The sequence below is a fragment of the Sphingomonas sp. OV641 genome, assembly GCF_900109205.1.
GTDB lineage: Bacteria > Pseudomonadota > Alphaproteobacteria > Sphingomonadales > Sphingomonadaceae > Sphingomonas.
In genome coordinates this window covers 64,602-83,544 of sequence record NZ_FNZB01000005.1, presented here as the reverse complement: position 1 = coordinate 83,544, position 18,943 = coordinate 64,602, and the positions used below count along the sequence as shown (strand labels likewise).

21 protein-coding genes are annotated in these 18,943 nt (G+C 66.2%); 2 read left to right on the top strand and 19 right to left on the bottom strand.

Going from position 1 to position 18,943, the window contains the following annotated elements:
- Positions 1 to 10 precede the first annotated feature (10 nt).
- The 19 genes from BMX36_RS17720 to BMX36_RS17630 all read right to left on the bottom strand — a co-directional run bounded on the left by BMX36_RS17720 (position 11) and on the right by BMX36_RS17630 (position 17,008).
- Positions 11 to 1,471 (bottom strand): conjugal transfer protein TraH, encoded by a 1,461-nt coding sequence (locus BMX36_RS17720; RefSeq protein ID WP_093067783.1) that lies wholly within the window; start codon positions 1,469 to 1,471, stop codon positions 11 to 13.
- Complete coding sequence (locus BMX36_RS17715; protein ID WP_093067838.1) at positions 1,471 to 2,223, bottom strand: conjugal transfer protein TraF; 753 nt, start codon at positions 2,221 to 2,223, stop codon at positions 1,471 to 1,473. The genes BMX36_RS17720 and BMX36_RS17715 overlap by 1 nt, the downstream gene beginning before the upstream one ends.
- A gap of 124 nt (positions 2,224 to 2,347) precedes the next feature.
- Positions 2,348 to 3,040, bottom strand: coding sequence for a hypothetical protein (locus BMX36_RS17710; RefSeq protein WP_093067780.1), 693 nt, complete (start codon positions 3,038 to 3,040; stop codon positions 2,348 to 2,350).
- A gap of 40 nt (positions 3,041 to 3,080) precedes the next feature.
- Complete coding sequence (locus BMX36_RS17705) at positions 3,081 to 4,874, bottom strand: conjugal transfer protein TraN (protein ID WP_093067778.1); 1,794 nt, start codon at positions 4,872 to 4,874, stop codon at positions 3,081 to 3,083.
- Entirely contained in the window at positions 4,871 to 5,614 is a 744-nt protein-coding gene (gene trbC, locus BMX36_RS17700) for a type-F conjugative transfer system pilin assembly protein TrbC (protein ID WP_093067775.1), read from the bottom strand. Before trbC ends, BMX36_RS17705 begins: the two co-directional genes overlap by 4 nt.
- Positions 5,615 to 5,625: 11 nt before the next feature.
- Positions 5,626 to 6,645, bottom strand: a complete 1,020-nt coding sequence (traU, locus tag BMX36_RS17695; RefSeq protein WP_093067773.1) for a conjugal transfer pilus assembly protein TraU — start codon at positions 6,643 to 6,645, stop codon at positions 5,626 to 5,628.
- Entirely contained in the window at positions 6,642 to 6,920 is a 279-nt protein-coding gene (locus tag BMX36_RS17690) for a hypothetical protein (protein WP_093067770.1), read from the bottom strand. Before BMX36_RS17690 ends, traU begins: the two co-directional genes overlap by 4 nt.
- Positions 6,920 to 7,558: a type-F conjugative transfer system protein TraW gene (traW, locus tag BMX36_RS17685; RefSeq protein WP_093067767.1), complete on the bottom strand. Its 639-nt coding sequence runs from the start codon at positions 7,556 to 7,558 to the stop codon at positions 6,920 to 6,922. The genes BMX36_RS17690 and traW overlap by 1 nt, the downstream gene beginning before the upstream one ends.
- Complete coding sequence (locus BMX36_RS17680) at positions 7,555 to 8,097, bottom strand: S26 family signal peptidase (protein WP_093067764.1); 543 nt, start codon at positions 8,095 to 8,097, stop codon at positions 7,555 to 7,557. Before BMX36_RS17680 ends, traW begins: the two co-directional genes overlap by 4 nt.
- Positions 8,097 to 8,810 (bottom strand): TrbI F-type domain-containing protein, encoded by a 714-nt coding sequence (locus BMX36_RS17675; RefSeq protein WP_371262941.1) that lies wholly within the window; start codon positions 8,808 to 8,810, stop codon positions 8,097 to 8,099. The genes BMX36_RS17680 and BMX36_RS17675 overlap by 1 nt, the downstream gene beginning before the upstream one ends.
- Positions 8,807 to 9,166 (bottom strand): hypothetical protein, encoded by a 360-nt coding sequence (locus tag BMX36_RS17670; protein WP_093067833.1) that lies wholly within the window; start codon positions 9,164 to 9,166, stop codon positions 8,807 to 8,809. Before BMX36_RS17670 ends, BMX36_RS17675 begins: the two co-directional genes overlap by 4 nt.
- A gap of 5 nt (positions 9,167 to 9,171) precedes the next feature.
- Positions 9,172 to 11,748: a type IV secretion system protein TraC gene (traC, locus tag BMX36_RS17665; protein WP_093067762.1), complete on the bottom strand. Its 2,577-nt coding sequence runs from the start codon at positions 11,746 to 11,748 to the stop codon at positions 9,172 to 9,174.
- Positions 11,745 to 12,779 (bottom strand): TraV family lipoprotein, encoded by a 1,035-nt coding sequence (locus BMX36_RS17660; RefSeq protein WP_093067759.1) that lies wholly within the window; start codon positions 12,777 to 12,779, stop codon positions 11,745 to 11,747. Before BMX36_RS17660 ends, traC begins: the two co-directional genes overlap by 4 nt.
- Positions 12,776 to 13,648 carry a DsbC family protein gene (locus tag BMX36_RS17655; protein ID WP_093067756.1) on the bottom strand — a complete coding sequence of 291 codons (873 nt, stop codon included), beginning with the start codon at positions 13,646 to 13,648 and terminating at the stop codon, positions 12,776 to 12,778. Before BMX36_RS17655 ends, BMX36_RS17660 begins: the two co-directional genes overlap by 4 nt.
- Positions 13,635 to 14,957 carry a TraB/VirB10 family protein gene (locus BMX36_RS17650; RefSeq protein WP_093067754.1) on the bottom strand — a complete coding sequence of 441 codons (1,323 nt, stop codon included), beginning with the start codon at positions 14,955 to 14,957 and terminating at the stop codon, positions 13,635 to 13,637. The genes BMX36_RS17655 and BMX36_RS17650 overlap by 14 nt, the downstream gene beginning before the upstream one ends.
- A gap of 4 nt (positions 14,958 to 14,961) precedes the next feature.
- On the bottom strand, positions 14,962 to 15,777 hold the full coding sequence (locus BMX36_RS17645) for a type-F conjugative transfer system secretin TraK (RefSeq protein WP_093067750.1): 816 nt from the start codon (positions 15,775 to 15,777) through the stop codon (positions 14,962 to 14,964).
- Positions 15,774 to 16,343, bottom strand: a complete 570-nt coding sequence (locus BMX36_RS17640; protein ID WP_093067747.1) for a type IV conjugative transfer system protein TraE — start codon at positions 16,341 to 16,343, stop codon at positions 15,774 to 15,776. The genes BMX36_RS17645 and BMX36_RS17640 overlap by 4 nt, the downstream gene beginning before the upstream one ends.
- Position 16,344: 1 nt before the next feature.
- On the bottom strand, positions 16,345 to 16,635 hold the full coding sequence (gene traL / locus BMX36_RS17635) for a type IV conjugative transfer system protein TraL (RefSeq protein ID WP_093067744.1): 291 nt from the start codon (positions 16,633 to 16,635) through the stop codon (positions 16,345 to 16,347).
- A gap of 58 nt (positions 16,636 to 16,693) precedes the next feature.
- A complete protein-coding gene (locus BMX36_RS17630) occupies positions 16,694 to 17,008 on the bottom strand; it encodes a hypothetical protein (protein ID WP_093067741.1) in 315 nt (104 codons plus the stop codon).
- A 1,023-nt stretch (positions 17,009 to 18,031) separates the two neighbouring features.
- On the opposite strand from BMX36_RS17630, the gene BMX36_RS17625 reads away from it, so the two are divergent.
- A complete protein-coding gene (locus BMX36_RS17625) occupies positions 18,032 to 18,490 on the top strand; it encodes a hypothetical protein (RefSeq protein WP_093067738.1) in 459 nt (152 codons plus the stop codon).
- 128 nt (positions 18,491 to 18,618) lie between these two features.
- Positions 18,619 to 18,819 carry a hypothetical protein gene (locus BMX36_RS17620; protein WP_093067735.1) on the top strand — a complete coding sequence of 67 codons (201 nt, stop codon included), beginning with the start codon at positions 18,619 to 18,621 and terminating at the stop codon, positions 18,817 to 18,819.
- The last annotated feature ends 124 nt before the right edge of the window (positions 18,820 to 18,943 follow it).

The following is an 18,943-nucleotide window of genomic DNA, read 5'->3' as shown; positions in this document are numbered from 1 at the left end:
CAAAGCCCCCTTAGTTGAGCCCCTGCGCGCTCAGGCCCCGCGAGAAATTGAGCGCGGCCTGCATGCCCGGCGACATCGCGTTCTGGAGTGTCGATTCCAGCATCACCGAACGGTTGATGAGGTTGGTCGCCATCGTGACGGTGTCCTTCACCTTCACGTCACGCTGCGCGTATTTGTTGCGCGCATCGGCCAGTTGCCCGCGCCACGTCTCGGCGGTCGCCTGATCGGCGGGCTGGAAATCGACCTGCGTCACCACCCGGTCGATCATGTTGTCGATCATCGAGGCGAGGAGGTTGATCGCGACGACCTCGGCCAGCGCATCGACCTCGCCGTCGGTGAAGCTCGAATGCGCGAGCGCCTGGACGGTCAGCATCTTGTAGAGCGGGATGTTGGTCATGTTGAGCAGCTGCTTCTCGGCATTGTCGAGCGCGCTGTCGGTGCGGATCTTGCCGTTCATCGATACGATCATCGCCTTGACGCGCGGGCGCAGCGCGCTCGCGGTCGGGATCGGCAGCGATTGCTCGCTGATGTCGAGGCAATCATCGTCCCGGCACGACAGGATCTTGACCGGGTTGCCGTTCTGGGTGCCGTCGAGCAGTGCGGTCACCACCGCATCCTCGCCGGGGCCGAAATACTTGATGCTCCGGTCCGCGTCCTTGCCGCTGATGACGACGGTGCCGACCAGCGTCATCAGATATTCGGAGAACTGCTTGTCGAAGCCGCCGAACTTGTTGGAGCGCTTCAACGCCTCCCAGGTATAGTTGCGCGGCTTGGCCGGAATATGGTCGGCCATCTTCGGGTCGGTATTGCCCTCGAGCGTCGCATCCTGCTCACCGCCGGCACCGCAGCCCTGCCGCGCCTTGGCCCAGTCGGAAAACTTGCCCTGGCTGTTGCCGACCGCCGCGCAGATGGTCGATCGCGCGCCCTGCATCTTGGGCCACACCGCCCCGACCAACCCCTGCGCGGCCTCGCACGACGAGATGTTCATCTGGTTGAGCTGCTGCGCCGCGCCCTGCAGGAAGTCGATCTCCTTCGAGATCTGCGGCGAGATGCTGCTGATGGCGAGCTTGAAGGCGAAGCCCAGCGCATTGTTGGCGACGCCCTTCATCATCGCGACGAGTTCGCCCGAGTTGATGAACGAGAAGGAGCCGGCGAACAGGTCGATCCCGCCGCACCCGGCGCGAGCACTCGGCAATTGCAGGTTGAAGGGCTGGACGCTGCGCTGGGGGAAGCGGGTCCAAACGTTGCCACCTGAATAATAACCGGCACTTTGCCCCTGATAGGCCGATGGCCCGGTCACGTTGGCGGCACCGCCGGCATCGTTGAAAAAGTCGTTCATCTTGGCGGCGACCTGAGCGGAGGCGATGTCGGCCGGGATCATCGAGAGCGCGGCGGCGCTCGCGAGCCCGGCGGCAAACCGCCGGCGAAAGACGCGGAAAGGTGAGCGGGCGGGGGGCAGGGGAGTGTGCATCAGTAGTCGCTCCCGACCTTGGTGTTGGTAAGGGTGAAGATGCGGTCCGAGATTTCGTCGGCCGAGAGGATGCCGAACCCGATGGGGACGGTGCGGCGGGTGACGGTGTCGAAGAGGACGAGCGCGGGGACGGCGTTGCCGGGCACGCCCATGCGCGCGCGCTGGCCGCTGTCGACCACGTAGTTGGGGAAGTCCTTGCTTGGTCCCCCGTCCATCGAGACCGCCATCACCGCCATGCGGTGGCTGGCGGCGACTGAGCGCAGGATCGGGCCGAAGACCTCGCAGGCGGCGCAGGACTGCGCGAAGAAGTAGAACATGCCGTACCGCTCGCCCAAGCGGTTCATCACCGTGTCGCGGTCGGCCTTGCGGGTATCGGTCCAGGCACGCTTGCCGACGGTCGAGACCGGGCGCTGGAGCGTGTAGTCGATATCCGGGTTCTGCCACAGCGCGCGCTGCCAGGTGTCCGAGAAGGTCGAGGCACGGTCGAGCTGCTCGCGCTGGTAGCGGACATAGGCGATGACGTTCGCCTCGCTCGGCTCGAGGATGGCGCGGGCCTTCAGTTCATCGAGTTCCTTGCCGATCGCGGCGAGCCGCTCGCTGGCGGAGGCCTGCGGGGTGGGCGCGGGGGTCGCCGTCTTCGGCTTCGCGCGAGGCTTCTCGCAGTAGAACCATTGCCCGAGCCGGCGCTCGCGGCAGTAGAAGGCGTCTTCAGCGGCCTGCGCCTCGTCGGCCGACGCGGGCGCTGCGACCATCTGTGCGCGCGCATCGTCCTCGTACGCGGCCGCCTCGGCGAGCGACTGCGCCGGCGCGGTCGCCGGCAGCAAAACGACACCCAACGCCGCGAGACAGACGATCCGCAACCGGCGGACCAGATTCCTATCGTTCGTCATCGTCATTCTCCCCCCGGGTCTTTCCCGGCGCCCCGGGCTCGTTCGTGGCCAGCTTTCCCGTGTCGTCACCGGCCGTGTCGGCATCGTTCGCGGCGCTATCGGCCGGGGCGTCGCCCGCGCCGGCGTCGTCACCGCTACCGGCACTCCCGGCCGGTTCCTCGCCGGCCCCGGCGCTCGCGGCGTTTCCGGCTTCGCCATCTCCAGAGCGGGTGCCCTTGGGTCCGCTGCCGTTGCGCCACGGGTCGGGCTTGCCGGTCGCCGGATCGATATCGGTCCAGCCATCCTTCGTGAGCCAGCGGTCGGGCGCGTCCGGATGGTCGAGGTCCTCGTCGATCGGATCGAGGTCCTCCTCGTACGGCGGGTCGACCTCGTGCTTGGCGACGTTGAGGATGTTCATCATCAAGGCCACGTCGAGCAGCTTGGTGCCCATCCGCATGAAGTTGATGATGCCGTGCAGGCTGACGCGCGCCTGGTCGCGGCCGTCCGGCGCGGCGCGAAGGCCCCCCTCGCGGTGGGTGAGCCAGCCCTTGCGGATCATGCGGTCGGCGACCGCGCGGACGTGCGCCACGGTCACGTCGCATTCGAACCAGTGGCCGACCGTCGCCGCCACGTCGCCGGGATCGACCGGGTTTTCATCGCGGAAGATCCGCATGAACATCGCGAGCTCGAAGACCGACATGCGGATCTCGCACGGGCCTTCGCCCCCGCTGCTTCCCCATTTAGTTGCGAGGCGAACGACCATAATAATCCTCAATTTTTTGCTGGATCTTGGCCATTGTCTCCACCTCGTCGGGGAGTTTGGCGGCGTCGGTGAACTCGGCGTAGACCTCGGCGAAATCCATCTTCGAGAGGTCGAGGCGCTGGAACTCCTCGATGGTGAAACCCTCGCACTTCGCGTCCTTGGGCTTGCCCCACGGCTTGTTCAGCTGGGTGCGGCCCTGTTCCTGGAGGATGCGCGAGAGCTTGCTGCCAAAGCAGCAATAGGCGTCGCGCGAAGTGACGCAGATGCCGAGCACCTTGTCCGAACAATAGGTGCCGACCTTGTGGCACAGCCCCTTGTCGTCCTTTTCGTCCAGCGCGCGATCGGCCGCGCTGCACAGCCAGGGGGTGAGCAGCGGTACGCCCTTGCCCGAACAGCAGTTGGACGCGCCGAAGATCTTCTTGCTGCAGGCACCCCGCTCGCCCGAGAAGACGGTCAGATTGTCGGGGTCGAACTGCTTGCCCGCCTCGCCCAGCGAATGGAGGGCGACCAGCGCGTCCTTGAACTCGGTCGATGCCTCGCGCTCGATCGGCTCGCAGTCGCCGTTGATGCAATAGACATCGCCGCCGCAGATATATTGCTTGTCGCCCGGCGCCTGTTCGGCCGGAAGCGGACAGCTGTAGATCCGCTGCGAGACCTTGCAGGCGCCTTGTTGCGGATCGTCGAGGCATTCGTCGCGCAGGAAGGTGCACTGGCGATTGGCATCGAGATCGGTGCAGTCGTTGCCTTGCGTGATCCGCCGGCACGAAAAAGTGCGCGACCATGCCCAGCAGCTTTGCGTGACGGCGACGCCCTCGATCATCCGCGTCTCCGGCCCCTCGGTGCAGACCTCTTCGCCGGTCGCCGTGCAGCCCTCGTTGTCCGACAGCGCCGGGCAGCTTCCCTCGTTGCGGGTGACGGTGACGCTGGTCGACCCTTCCTTGCGCAGGTACGTGGTGCCGGTGCGATTGTTGACGTGCGCGGGGATCTCGGCCTGCGGGATTTCGGACGAACAGGAATAGAGCTGTGCGTTGGTGCGCATCGAGCTCAGCCCCTTGCACCAGCGCAGATAGTCAGCCGGCCGATCGCCGCCCGCGCCCATCTCGACCTGTGCGTCACAGATATGCGGCGTGGCAGGTTCGGTGCGACAGATGCCCGCCGCGACCTTGGCGGCCATCACGCTGTTGCGGGCAAAGCCGTTACCCTCGTTCTGGTCGCGCACCCCGTAGTAGAAATAGCGCTCGGTGTTGACGACGGTCGGCACGAGCCGCGCGGTGCAAGTCTCCGGACCTTCGGATATCTGCGACCCCTTGTTGCAGACCGCCTCGTAATAGCCTTTGGCACCGGCACCGGGCGGCAGCGGCGTACAGGTGCCGTTCTCGCCACCCAGCTGCTGTCCCTCGAGATAGGCATCGGGGTTGTCCGCGATCGTCATGCCGCGCCGCGTCACCTCCTCGATCTCGGCGCTCGAGAAGCGCGGGCGGCTGTTGTCGGCGTCGGTCACGGTGCGGAAGTTCTGGTCGGCGGTCGCGATCGGCCGCGCCTCGGCGGTCAGGCGATCCGGATCGCTGAAATAGGTCGATTCCGGCAGCGTCGTGCCCTGGTATCCCGGCAGTTCGCCAAGCTGTCCCTGGCCCGGCAGATTGGCGCCGTTGGCACGCATCGCCTTGCCCAGATCGTTGCCCTCGCGCCGTGCCTCCTCCTTCGTCGTCTGTGCGAAGCCGCCGCCAGCAGCGAGCAGCGCACAGAGGAAAGGGAGGACGAGACGCTTCACGCGCCGGCCTTGCTCATGTTGCGCAGCGCCACGCCGGCGACGCCGGCACCGGGTCCGCGCGCGTCCACGAAGGTTTCGAGGACATAGCGCAGCGTGACGTTGCCGGTCATGCGGTCATAGGCGGGCACCTCGCTCTTGCACGAGAAGCCCGAACACAGGTCGAAGTCCGACGAGACCGCGACATAGGCGGGCACGGCCTGGACGTCGAACGCTCTGAACAGGCGCGGATCGACGCCGACATTGGCGAGCTGGTCGCGCTCGGTCACGACCTTGCCCATCTGTTCGCTGAAGGCGCGCATCGAATTGTTCGGGAAGCCGCGAAAGACGACGACGCCGCCCGCCTTGGCGGTATCCGCGATCAGCCGGCGCAGCGCCTGGGGCGGCATCGAAAGGCTGGCGAAGACGATGAGCTGCGGCGCGTCGCCGCGCGCGCCCGCCGCATTGGCGCCCGCGCCCTTGATGATCTCGTCGAAATCGACCGCGCCGTCATAGCCCCTGGGCAGATCGGCCTTGGCCAGCTGGACGGCATTGTCGTTCGCCTTGTCGCGCACCGCGATGGCTTCCTCGCGAAAGGCGTCCCCACGGTTCTGGACATGGGCGACGAAGGCTTCGGCATCGGGACCCATCGCCTGCGCGCGGGCGCGCACCGCATCGAGGTCGAGCCCCTCGACGGTCTGGGCGAACGCCTGGAAGCCGGCAACCCCGGCAAGGGCGGAAGCGAGGATGAGGAAGCGGCGCATGGGGTCTCTCCTCAGAGCACGCAGCAATTGCGCTTGCGCCACACGAGGTAGCCCATGTCCTCGCCCTTGACGGGGAAGGACCGGCCGGCCTGCGGCGGCATGTCGGACGCCCCGATCGGCGAGCAGGCGGCCTTGCCGCTGACCGTCGCGATCGGGTTGGTCATCTGGATGCGATATTGCTGCTTCCTGAGCATCGGCATCGGATATTTGTTGCAGAGGCCAGGCGCGCCCATCGTGCCCCAGGCCAGCCCCTCGCGGTGCATCTTGAAGGCGAAGCGCGAGAGCGCGAGACGCGATGCCTGGACGTGGCCGACATGCGAGGCGACGTTGCCGTTCATCGGGTACATCGGTCCCTGGCAGCCGGCGCACCAGAAGGTCGCATCGAGCGGCAGGCGCGCGGTCGCGGCGATGCAGTCGCCCGCGCACGCGGCCTGCGCGACCGGATTGGAGAAGACCACCGCCTCGGGGTTGATGAGCGCGGTCAGCGTATCGTCCTGCCACAGGGGATCTACCTCGGTGATATAGGCGATATCGAACGAGGCCTGCTCGAAGCAGACGAAATCGGCGAGGATTTCCATCCAGTAAAGCAGCGGATAGATGTACCAGTGGACATGCCACTTGGACGTGCTCTGCTGCTGGCCGCCGACCTGGCCCGCCGCCGAGATCTGGCCGTTGCCGATATCGAAGCCGGGCGAGATCTTCGCGCCGCCGAGGTTCACGAAGCACCACGGCTTGGTCGAGACATCGGCGAGGCGGACCGGCTCCCAGAACCCCGCCGCGATCCCGATGCGCGGTACCGGCGCGCCGCAGGCGCAGACCGGCAGGCCGGGATTGGGGGTGTCGGGACGACCGCTCGGCCAGATGTTCAATCCGCCGACCGACATCGGGAACAGGCACGACCAGCACACGTCGGTGATCGGGTTCACGAACTTGCCGGTGCATTTGGACGGGGCCTGCGCGGCCGCGGGCAGCGCCAGCATCGCGGCGATGGCGGCAAGGAACGCCACCGCGGCGAGGCGCAACGCCTTCATGCCTCGTCGCCCCCCGATACCGCCGCGTCGAGGAAGGCGGCGTCCGCGCGGTTCTTGCGGGTCACGTAGAGCGCGGTGTGGAGCGCGGTCATGATGAGCAGCGCCGCCACGCCGACGCCGGCGGCACGGCCGAGAAGCGAGGTCAACGGCGAGATCGCCAGCACGCCGACCGCGCACAGGACGCACAGGACCTGAAAGGTGCGGCGCATGGCGCGCAGCTCGCCGGTCTCGGGCGCCGCCATCGGGGTGCGCAGAAGATCGAGCCAGAGCGGCATCAGCCTTTCCCCCGCAGCACGATCTCGCTGATCTTCACGACACGTCCGTCCTGCTCGGCGACCGCCGGCGTATGGCGCACGCCCAGCTTGCCCGTGAGCCGGCCTTCCTGGTCGAAGTAGAAGCGCCGCTGCCGTTTGGTCATGGCATCGATCGGCGAGCCGTTGACCATGATGATCTTGGCGTTGGCGTCGGTGTAGCGCTTCGTCGCCCAGTCCATCTGTTCGGGGCTGTCGCCGTCCACGAACACCAGCGCCTGGCGCATGGTCACGAAATCGAGCGGATTGACGGTGTGGCCCGCCTTCGCGACGAGATTGCCCTTGGGGTCGCGGATATCCTTGTCGATCGTGATCGTCGGATCGTAGAGCCACTCGCGCGCATCGCCGGCGGGCGTCACGCCGGCGACGGGTTTGGGGCGACGGATGCGCGCCTCGGATCGCTCGGCGAAAACCTTGTTCATCCGCTCGATCCCGCCGTTCGCCTCGAGCGTGCGCAGCCGGGTCTCGATCGTGGTCAGCAGGTCGGCTTCCGCGATGGGAAAGGTCTGGCCGACGGTGCCGTGGTCGCGCGCGCGGATCGGGGTCGACATGCCCAGCGTCAGGATCGCGGCGAAGGCGGCGGTCTCGAGGATCGCCTTCACAGGATCGGCTCCCCGACCCCGACGATCTTGTCCGAACACGCATAGCCGATCGCGGCATAGCGGCTGTCGAAGCCGTCCTTGTGGGGCGTGCCGACATAATAGCAGCCCTGCGGGACCACGCCGTTGCTCCCACGCACCAGCGGCTCGCCGAAGCGGGTGGCGGGCTTGGTGTGCGATACCACGTGCCCCGCGACCAGTACGGCATTGCCGCGATGCTCGACGGTATCGCCGGGCATGCCGTAGACGATCTTGCCGAACATCTGCTTGTTCGACCCGAAATGGCGGATCACGATCGGGTGCGCGGGCGGCACGAAGAACACATAGTCGCCGCGCTGGGGGACATGCGTCTTGTGGATCACGAACGCCCAGTTGGGGAGCGACGTGGTCTGGTTGATGAGCAGCGCGTGGGTGTCGCGCCAGTCCGCGATCGCGGTCAGCGCGATGCTCCCCGCGAAGAACAGCCCCATCGCCGCCCACAGGTTGCGGCGCGGCCGCCAGGCGGGCGCGGGATCGGAAGCCGGGGCGAGCGCTTGCGCCATCACTGCTGCCCGAAGACCGAGACCGCCGCGCCGGTGAGCGCCGGGTCGGAGGCGGGTGCGGGACCGGACATCGCCGGAGCGCCGGCGGGCGCGGGGCCGTCACCGAAGATCGCGGCCCCCGGCACCGGACCGATCCCCGGCTGCGACGCCGACGCCAGATCGACCGGCGCGGCCATCGGCACGCCCTGTCCGGCCTGCCCGACCTGTCCCCGCAGCGCGCCGCTGCCGGCACGCGGGCGCGGTACGCCGTTCGCATAGACCGCTTTCGCCACATCGGCGGTGATGTCGGCCACGTTCTTCGAGAGGACTGCCTCGCCGACCAGCACCACCTCGCCCGCCTTGCCGCGACGCTGGAGCTCGCCGTCGAGCGAGGCCATGAAGCGCCGCATCTCGGCCTGGACGCGCTCGGGCGGCGTGTCGCTGCGCGCCTGCGCCTGCACGTAATCGCCGACGATCCGCGAGAGGTCGGCCTTCACGATATGCTGGTCGGTCGGGGTCATGAGCGTCCGCGTGACCCACATGCCCCAGATCGCCAGCAGGATGGCGAGCAGGCCCAGGCCGAGCTGCGCGGGGGTTAGCCCGGCGAAGCCTGCCGGGCGCCGTGCGGGCGCGGTCGCGGCAGCGGTAGCGCCGGTGTCGGCGGATGCCGGGGCCGGGACGGGTGCCGGCTCGGCGGAGGCGCGGGCGTCCGGGCCGGTCCCGGGCGCGCTCACTTCGCGTTCTCCTTCATGTCGGCGAGCAGCGCGACGAGCGCGTGCCGGCGGAAGAAGGCGATGGCGAGCGTCGCGAGGAGGAAGGTCGTGCCCGCGATCGCCTTGAAGCCGGTGATCCGCGAAGGCTCGGCCTCGACATAGCGCCCCGCCATGTTGGCGAGGTGCGCCATCATGCCGTCGAGCGAGAAGCCGCCGATCGCGAGGAAGAACAGGACGTAGACGCCGAACGCCATCAGCATCGTCGAGGCGAGAAAGCCCGTGGCGCGCAGCATGAAATAGAGCGCGAAGCCGTAGTCGGGCCGTGGACGCGCGCTAGTCGCGTTACGCTCGGGGGCGGGGGAGACGATGGTCGCCATGCTGGTCACTCCGCGGCGATGGCGAGATCGTCCGCGCCATCGTTCCACTTCTCGGGGTTGTCGGGGAAGGCGATCCGCTCGATCGCGGCCTCCATGGTGAGGCCCTGGTCGAGCAGCTCGTGGATCGCGGCGAAGGTGCGCGGCGAGGAGGAATAGACCGTCGCCGAATAGGGATCGAGGACGAGCCGGCCGGAGGCCAGCATGTCGGGTCCCTTGATGAGCACGTCGGAATATTCGACGCCCTGGCGTTTGAGCGAACGCAGCAGCGCATCGGTATGATCGTCCATCTCGAAGCGGTCGTGCTTCTTGAAGTCCGCGATCGTCTCGGCCTTCTGCTGGAGGATGACGAACCAGTCGCTGTTCTCCAGCGCCGCCTTCGAGCCGTCCGACTTGTAATAGTCGTTGAGGCTCTGCGTCGCGGTGACGAGGCTCGCGCCGTACTTGCGGCAGGTGCGCGCATAGGCCTCGATGAAGTCGGCCATCGAGCCGCCTTTCAGCATCTGCCACGCCTCGTCGAGGAGCAGCGCCTTGGGCGTGGCGCGATCGACGCGGCGCATCATCTGCGACGCCATGAACATGATCGCCGTCAGCACGACGCTGCGCAATTCCTCGCGCGAGGAGAGATCCGACAGCTCGAAGACGGTAAGGTTGGCCTCCAGCTTGAACGACACCTCGCCCTCGAAGAAGCGGCCATAGGTGCCCGCCCGCGAGAAGGGCCGCATCGCGATGCCGAGGTCGCGACCGAGATCGTTGCCGGTCCCGTTCAGCGCGTCGATCACGTCGTCGATCGAGCCGGCGCGTCCCTTCTCGCCCCAGACCTTGTTGACCGCCCCGTCGATCAGACCCCGCTCGGTATCGTTCAGCTTGTCGATGTGGCGCGCCATCTGACTGATGATCGACTTGAGCATCGCGAAACAGTCGAGGAGGTAATCCTCGTCATGCTCCGCCTGGACCGGATCGATCATCGAGAAGGGGTTGAGGCAGAAACCCGACGCCATGGTGAACTCGACGAACGAGCCGTTCTGCAGCTTGGCGGAATGCTCGAACGAGCGGCCGTCGTCGATCACCACGACCTTGGCGCCGGCACCCACCATCGAGGCGCACAATTCCTGCAGCGCGACCGACTTGCCCGAGCCGGACTTGCCGAACACCGCGACATTGTGGTTGCCCGCCGTGTTCTCGAACGGCGACCAGAAGAAGGGCTGGCCGCGCCTCCCGATCAGCATCAGGTGCGGCACGTTGGCGCCGAGATACTCGCCCTGCATCGGCATGAGGCTGGCGGCGGTGGTGGTCAGCACCGTGCGCAACCGCTTCATGTTCCTGAGGTCGTACGACAGCCCGTTGGCCATCGTCATTGGCATCGAGGCGAGCAGCCCCTGGATCTGGAGATAGCGGTCATCGAGCAGGTCCCAGCCCGCCGCGCGGTATACCGATTTCAGGATACGCTCGTTGGTATCGCCCTTGCCCTTGGGACTGAACGAGGTGACCGAGAAGAACGCCTGCACCAGCTTCCGGCCCTGGCGCAGCTCGTCCTTCACGAACTTCCACTCGGCCGACTGATCCTTCAGCTGCGGCAGCAGCCGCGCCGACTTGCTGTCGGCAAGGCTGGTGGTGCGCATGAACTTGCGGCTCGCGCGGCCGCTGGCGGCCTCGGCGTCGGGGAAGTCGAGGCACAGGTTCGTCGCGACCGGGCAGGGCATGCGCAGCTTGTCGGCGAAGAGATCGCCGATGAGCTTGGCCATGTCCCACGGTGCCCAGCGCGTCGGCAGGTTGCGCACCGAGAAGGAGCGGACATCGAAGACGTCCGGGTAGATTTCGCCGATCTCGGGCGCATCGTCGATGACCTTGCCGGTCGGACGGAAGCGCTCGGTGCGCAGCAGCAGCCGGTCGGGCTCGATCCGGACCTCGAGGTCGTGACGCACCGCCTGGTCCGCGATGGGATCGAACGGATTGTAGCTGATCGCGTCCGACCCCGGCGCGGTGGTCGGCGAGGTGATATCGTCGATCCAGGCGATGAGCGCTTGCGGGTCCATCGGACGCGCCTCGACCCCGATCGCCTCGAGGCTCGAGATGAGCCCCTGCAACACCGAGACGATCTCCTCGTTGCTGACCCGGCTCGATTCCGGGGTCGCATAGCTGATCGCGACGCGGTGGTTGCGCAGGTGGAAGGGGGCCGCGACCGAGAGCGAATCCCAGACTCCGCCCAGCAGATAGTCGGTGCGGTGCTTGGCCATGCGCTCATAGACGCCGGCGGCCATGAAGCGCGGCAGATACCAGCCCGACAGGCGGTCGCCGACGCGCGGGCTCATCCAGCCATGGATCTGGAGCGTCCCCGGCGTCGGCACGCCTTCGGAAAGGAACTGCGTCAGGATCTCGTGGCTGCGCTCGCTCGCCCCGATCATGGGCGCTGCCTCGACGACGAAACCGCGCGAGGCGGAATTGTAGAAGATGTGCGTCTTGGAATCGTAGCTGCGATAGGGCAGCCAGTGGACGAGCCGGGGGACGGCGGTCGCGGGGCGCGCATTGTCAGGCTTGTCGTCGTCGCCGAGGATGCCGCCGAGGATCGAGCGCAGCATGTTCATTGGGGTGCTCCGGGGAATGAGGGCGCGCGCAGGACCGGTAGCGCGAGCGGCGGGCGAGCGGCCGTCGCGGCCGCGCTCATGCCGCCGACGCCGGCGGCGAGCGCCGGGTTCGCCTGCAAGCGCGCGACGGCCGCCTTGCCTTCCGGCGTGGCATGCGCCGGCGTCGCGATCCCGGCCGCAACGGGCGCCGATGGCGGGGTAGCGGCCGGAGCGGAAGGAACCGGGGCTTTCGCGACGGTGCCCGCCTGGCTTGCCGGCGCGGTCCGCGTTCCGGCAGGTGCCGCGGGCACCTTCACGGCGACGGCCTGACCGGCGGGGGCCGACACCGAAGCATCGAGGGGCAGCGCCGCCTTGCCGACTTCGAGACGGGGCGGCGTGGAGCGAATGGCTCCCGGCCGGGTCACGGCGGTACGCGGCGGACGAACCGCCAGCTTGCTCGCGACCTGCGCCTTGATGTCCCCGATCGGATCGGACGCGCGCGCTCGGGCCGCCGCGACCGCGGCCGCGCTCGGCGCGTCGGGATCGGCTCCGGCATAGCCGTCGCCCATATCGGTGAGCGCGACGCTGACCCGGTCGACCGCCGCGAACAGCGGTCCGCCAGCAGCCGAGGACGCGACCTGCGCCGGCGAGGAGGCGACGGGCGCCCCGACCGAAGCGCTCTGCCAGTCGCCGTTCTCGACGACGGCATGGACCGCCGTCTGCTCGTAGAGCCGTCCCGAGGCATCGATATGCGAGGGGAACACGATCCGCAGCACCTTCTCGCGGGTACGCGTGGGATCGGCAGCGGCGATCTGTTGCCCGCGCCGCGCGGCCGGAGCCGGCGTATATGGACCGGCGGGCGTCGTCTGCGCCTCGGGCGCATCGCCGAGGATCAGCGCGAGCGCGCGATCGTCGATGACCGAACTCGGCGCGCAGATGCCGTCGGGCGCGCGGCAGGCGAAATCGCCCTTCACGGTGCCCCCCATCGTCATGCAGCCCGAAAGCAGCGTGCCGGCGAGGATCGCGGCGAGCGTGTGCGACCGCGCGCTCACGACGCCTTCCCCGCGAGCCAGGCGGCGAGGAACTCCTTCGGGCGATAGCCCTCGATCGCGGCGCCGTCGCTCCGCACGATGACCGGCGTGCCGGCGAGCCCATGCTTGCGCGCGAAGGCCTCGTTGGCGTCCAGCCCGGACGTGTCGCAGGTGGCCGACCCCTTGACCGGCTCGCCGGCATAGGCCGCGTGGAGCGCCTGTTCGCGGTTCTTCGCGCAATAGACCCGGTTGGCGAGATCGCGGCTGCCGAGCGTCGAGATGGGCCGCTCGATCACATGCACGTTCATCGAGCGCAGCGTGTTGGTGAGCGCGCGGCAATAGCCGCACTGGAAATCGCTGAAGACGGTGACGCTCTTACCGCCGCGCGGCCCCCACTCGATCGCGCCGGTCGCCGGCAGGGTCGAGATCGGCAAGGACTTGAGCGACGGCGCGGGCGCGCGCGCCGGCGCGGCGCCTGGCGGAGAGGGCGGTCCGCCCGCCTCGGCCGCGGCATTCGCCTTCGCCGCTCCGCCGACCAGCATGTCGGGATTGATCTCGAGCAGCCGCGCGGCGGTCAGGTCCTGGCGCGTGTCCATGTCGTAGACCCGGCCGATGACGAGATAGCGCGCGCTGCGATCGACGTAGAACAGGTTGTTGCCGGCGGTGACCTCGCACAGCCCGGCGACCTTGCCGCAGTCGAGCCCGGAGACCTGTGTCTTGGGCAGTCGCTCCTTGAGGAGGGCGGCGACCTTGGTGTCGGACGCGCCGACGATGCCGATGCTGGACGCGTAGCTTGCCGCGCCGGCGCCGACGAACGGCGAGGCGAGCAAGGCGGCCGCGAGCAGCGCGGAGCGCGCCGGCCGTGCACGGATGCGGTCAATTACGGACATGGACACCCTCCAGGAAAACGACCTCGACATCGACACCGGTCGGCATCTCGATCACGGGCTGGTATTGCTCGGCGCGCTCGATGAGATACTTCGAGACCATGTCGCCGCTCTCGGCGACGCCGTTGCCCAGACCCCCTTGGGCGATATCGCCGAGGCCGAGTTGCTGGCGGCGACCGTTCACGACGACGTTCCCGGGTTGCAGCGCGAGATTGGTGTTGGTGGCAAAGCCGCGCCCGATCCCGCCGACAAGCCCCGCGATGAACGCCTGCCCAACGAGAGAGCCTTCGCGGCTGACCACCCGCCCGCGCACACCGGTCTTGCCGGCAAAGGCGATGAAGCCCTTCACTTCGGACACCGCGTAACGCCCGCCGGGCTGCGGGCAGGTCATCTTTTGAAGCTTGACGTAGACCTTCTCGCTCGAGAGTTCGCCGCGTGCCGCACCGTTGATGAGGCAGCCCTGGATCCGGGTGGTCAGGAGCTTGCCGTTCTGGAAGACCGAGCGTGCGGGACCGGTCACGCGCAGCACGACCGGCAATGGGTCGGTCTGGCTCTGGACGCCGGCCGCCGCATCGACGCCGACGATGACGCGCGCGGTCGCGAAGCTGTTGGGCGGCAGATAGTTCGGGCTGTCGCTATAGACGGTGTTGCCCTTCTCAACCTGCGTCGCGGTGCCGCCCGCCGTCTGGAACGAGACCATCTTCACTTCGGAGAGCCGTGCGGGGGCGGGGGCTTCGGGGACCTGTGCCCCCCCTGCGCCCTCGGGCCGCTGATAGAGGGGAACGCCGGCGGGACCGTACATCGCGGCGGGACCCGGCGCAGGCGGCGCGCTGGCGCGCTCGTTGACCTGGCGGCGCAGCTGCTCGTTCTCATTCTGGTAGGCCGAGACCACACGCTGGCCGTCCGAGGCCATCGACTGGTTCTGCGCCTTGAGCGCCTCGATCTGCTCGGAGAGCTGGTCGACCCGGTGGTTGGTGCCGTTGATGCCCTTCAGCTGGTTCTCGGTGGAATCGAACCGGTTTTCGCTGAGCGCCATCCACTCCTGCTCGGAGAGGTTGCGGTTCATCATGTCCTTGGTGGAGACCTTCACCTCCTCGGCGGTGTCGGCCGTCTCGGGTTTCGCGTCACCGCCGTCGAAGATGTAGAAGGAGGCGCCGACCAGTGCGACCGCCGCCACGCCCGCCAGCATCATCTGCTGCTTCTTTTTGGTCGCGTCGTTACCGGCGAGTTCGGAGGCGACCGGCGAGACGCCGTCGCCCTCGGGCGCGTCGAGCGCCTTGCGATTGCGCGAGAACATGTCTTTGAATGCCATCGGCTTACTTCCCGCTGCGTGAGACGAGATAGGCCGTGGTCACCTTGCCCACGGCCAGTTTGGGATCCGCGATCGAGACCGCGAGCGCGCCGCGCGGTGCGACCATGTCGTCGGTCAGCACCGTCTCGGTCGCACCGGTGTTCTCGATGCGCAGGACATGGCCGGTGAGATCGGACCCGCGATATTCCGCGATCATCTGGACCTTGAGATCGCCGACATGAACCGGCCGGATCGCGCGCTGCTTCATCTCGTAGCCGTCGCCGACCTTGTTGGCGTACATCGCCTGGATGAGCTGGATCGCGCCTTCCTGCGGGCTCGTGGTTGATGCCGCTGCCCGGCCCATCGGCGCCTCGTCCGCTGCCTCGGCCTTCTCGATCGCGGGGTTCGAGAGAAACACCTGCGCGGCTTCGTTGCCCGCGATCCGACAGGCGAACTTGTAGACATAGCCGCGCTTGCTGGTCGCAAAGAACGACAGCACCGGGCGGCTATAGCCGTCGGGCACCGACAGGTAGATGTCGCCGCGCACCGGCTCGTTGACGACCGAGAAGTCGTCGCTCGGATTGCCGGTGTTGATCTTGGAGACGCTGGCGAACTCGTCCTGGACGAGACTGATCCGCGTCAAATCCCTCGCCGAGGCATTGCACTGCACCGCCGCGCCGTCCGAGACTTGGAGATTCTGGTCGGCGAAGGCGGGCGTGGCGAACAGCAGTACCGATGCCCCGATCAAGGCACCGCCCGCCAGACGGCTGAGATGGCAGAAGCTACGCGAGGCAAGCACGGTGCCGAGCGCTGCGCTGCCGAAGGCGAGGTAGCTGGTCATGCGGGCATGCCCTTCTTCTCGGGCTGGACCATCCCGAAGCCGATGAGCTTCAGCGACACGCCCGAATATTCCCAGTCGAACCGGAAGGTGCGCACCTGCGAGGTGATGATCTTCTGGCCGACGACGGTGTTGAGCTGGCCCGTCACCGTCGACTGGAGGTTGGCGGGGTCGATCTTCATCGACTGGAGCGTGAAATACTGGCTGATGCTCGACCCGCGCTGCTCGTCGACGATGCGCAGCAGATCGGCCTTGATCTTGCCCTGCGCGCGCGGCGAGACGATCTCGAGGACCGACTTCATCCAATAGTCGAGGTTGGCAGGCGAGCGGTCGAGGGTCAGGATCGCGGTATCGCGCGTGACCATTTCGAGATATTCACGACTGACGCCCGCGCTGCTGACGGTCAGCGGCGAGCGCAATACCGGCTGCAACACGACCTCGCGGTCACGCGAGGCGGAGAAGAGGAGGAGGAGTGCCACGGCTGCTGCGAGCACGATCGCGACCACGCCGAGCAGGTTGCGCTGGCGCAGCACGCGCTGGCTGTGCGCATGTTGATATGCGAAATCCATCTCAGCCCACCATCAGCCGGAGATAGGAAGGTGGCGTGGCGCGCAGCGACGGAAATCCGCCCGGCAGATGCCAGTAGGCCAGGTGTATGAGCCACGATGCCGCCCGCCCAGCTTTGGCTTTTTTTAGACCCCACCAGCCCGCGAACCCTAATGCGATGCCGATGATGATATGCTGGGACAGGATCCCCCACACGAAGGGGATGACCATGAAGAGGAACTCATCCAGCGTCCAGAACCCGATCAGTTCGGGGTCATCCAGATGAGACGGGATCACGTATTTGTCGGCTGACATCACACCACCTTCCGGTAGGGACACCGGCCGGGCTGCAACCCGGCCGGTGCGCACGGGGTCAGACCGTCGCCGTGACGGTGGAGGTGACGATCGGGATACCCGTGCCCGCGCCGACGCCGACACCGACCGGGATCGCGACCTGGCCGAGGCTGAAGCGCCCCGAGGCGAGGCCGACGATGCCGCCCGCGAGGCTCAGCACGGTGATGATCTTACCGCCCGAACCCTCGAGGAAGCCGGTGAACGAGTTCAGCGCGGTGTTGAACGTGGCGTCGGCGCCGGCGAACGCCGGACCGGCCAGAACGGCTGCGGCCCCTACGAGGCCGAGGGCTGCGAGGCCCGCGGTCTCGATGCGGCCCTTGGTCAGTGCTTTCATGGAAGTCTCCTTCAGATGGAGCGCTTTGTGCGCCCAAAGGAAGGTTCTCCGGATCCGAGGCGTTCACCAAACGATTAAGGCTGTCGTAAGGTAATTCTGCAAAAATAGTGGAGACGACAGACACGGATTGCCGATTCTCGACTCTATTTCGGGGCTCAAGGCCCAGCCGCTGGGACGCTCCGTCCCAGTCCCTGGGATTGGCAATCCCAGCCGCTAGGACGGAGCGTCCCAAAGGCCGGGATTATGCGATTCGGGTCCATGCGCTGCATGACCATGTTGTGAGGCAGACAGGTTAGCAGACCGCGTGGACTCAAAATTGGTGAAAACAGGCGTGGGAAAGCGCAGGAGATTAGGAATGAGGTGCTGGCATTAATATGTCGAGTAACATTGAAGTGGTTACAATCCATACTTCGGAGCAGTTGTTTAAGCTGACCTCCGAGGGAGTTCGTATAGGTTCGGACGAGGCGAAACGGCACATAACCATTTCAGCATTAGTAAGCGATCTCCTCGCGCACTGGCGCGACAATGCACTTATGCCATCAAAGAGCATTATTGAAACTCACCTCTCAATAATAGATCCGGATGGTGAGTATGAAATTGTCCTTACTTTGGAGCGATCTAGCAAGGGTGAGTTAGATAATCTTGATGCGTGGCTGGCAAAGCTGACAGGCCGATGTTCTGATTTGAGAAATGCATGCTCTGTACTTGTGATGAGTTACATTGCAGATCGGGAAAGCGCCCGCATCGCATCGAGAATAGGAATACCGGACGACAAGGCGAGACTATTCAGCGATGTATTGAGGAGGACCCGCGATAATGTTCATCCAGTGAGGCAATGACCGCGCGGAAACAGTTCGACACATTCGTGCTTAGAACGAATTGAGATCCAAATAGGGTTGCCTCTCGGGACGCACGCCACTTTAATGCCCCCAAGACAGGAGGAATGCGATGGCGGACGCAAGGGGGGGCAAACCCGCTTTGGGGCGACCAGTTCGGACTGCGGTTCCATCGACGGATGAAAACATGGCTATAGCCATGAGGATCATGCGGGTCAGGGGCATTACCCCAGGGTCCATCGCCGGCAGGATCGGAATGAGCCGCTCACGTGCCTATCGCCTGATGGCCAAAGACAGTGACAAGCGAACGACGGTTCGGGTCGATGAGATCGACGCCATTCTCCGAGACCTCGGGGTCGACCGCTACCAGTTGGCAGTCATCAGTGAACTCGGGGAGCGAGCTGATGCCTCCCTCGAAGAAGATCTGCAGATCGCCATTTTTTTCAGCGATCTTATGACCGGGCTGGCTACGGAGCTCGTTCAGGGCCTATCCAACATCCATGGTCTTGATCTTCAGGATCTTGACGATCGCCACCGGCGGGCTTTACGTCAGCAGACCGCCGAGAGGCTTCTGGATCGCATGCAATGGCTCTCGAATCATCGGGCCAGCCTGAAGGCTAGGTTCTGCGGGGAGGACCAAGCCTGAAATCCCAGGCAGCGGACAATTAACCGCTTCAGCATTTATTAAGCGCTGAAAATTGCCAAGAGTTTAACGGTTTGCTACGCTTCGTCACGATGACGGAGTCGGTATCAACCAAGGCAGCAGCCGTAACCATGCGCAACCGCGCAGCACAGCGGCGTGCGCTGGGCCAAAGACGAGACTGTTTTTGGTTATCGGCTGAAACCATCGAATTTCTTAACGAGGTTCAGGAAGCGCTTGGCTTGTCCTCGCGCGAAGCGGCAATCAATGCCGTCCTAAGCGCAGTTCGCGAAAACCAGCATATCCGACAGGAGTTTTTGGCCGTGACCACATAAAGGAAAGCCCGGCACGAGGCCGGGCATCCCAAAGTTAGGATCGGGGAGCAAACACCCGATATGTCAGCGTCTGGTAAACGCTTAAAGGCTTCAATCTCAAGCCCCGACATATCGCTTCCCGGTC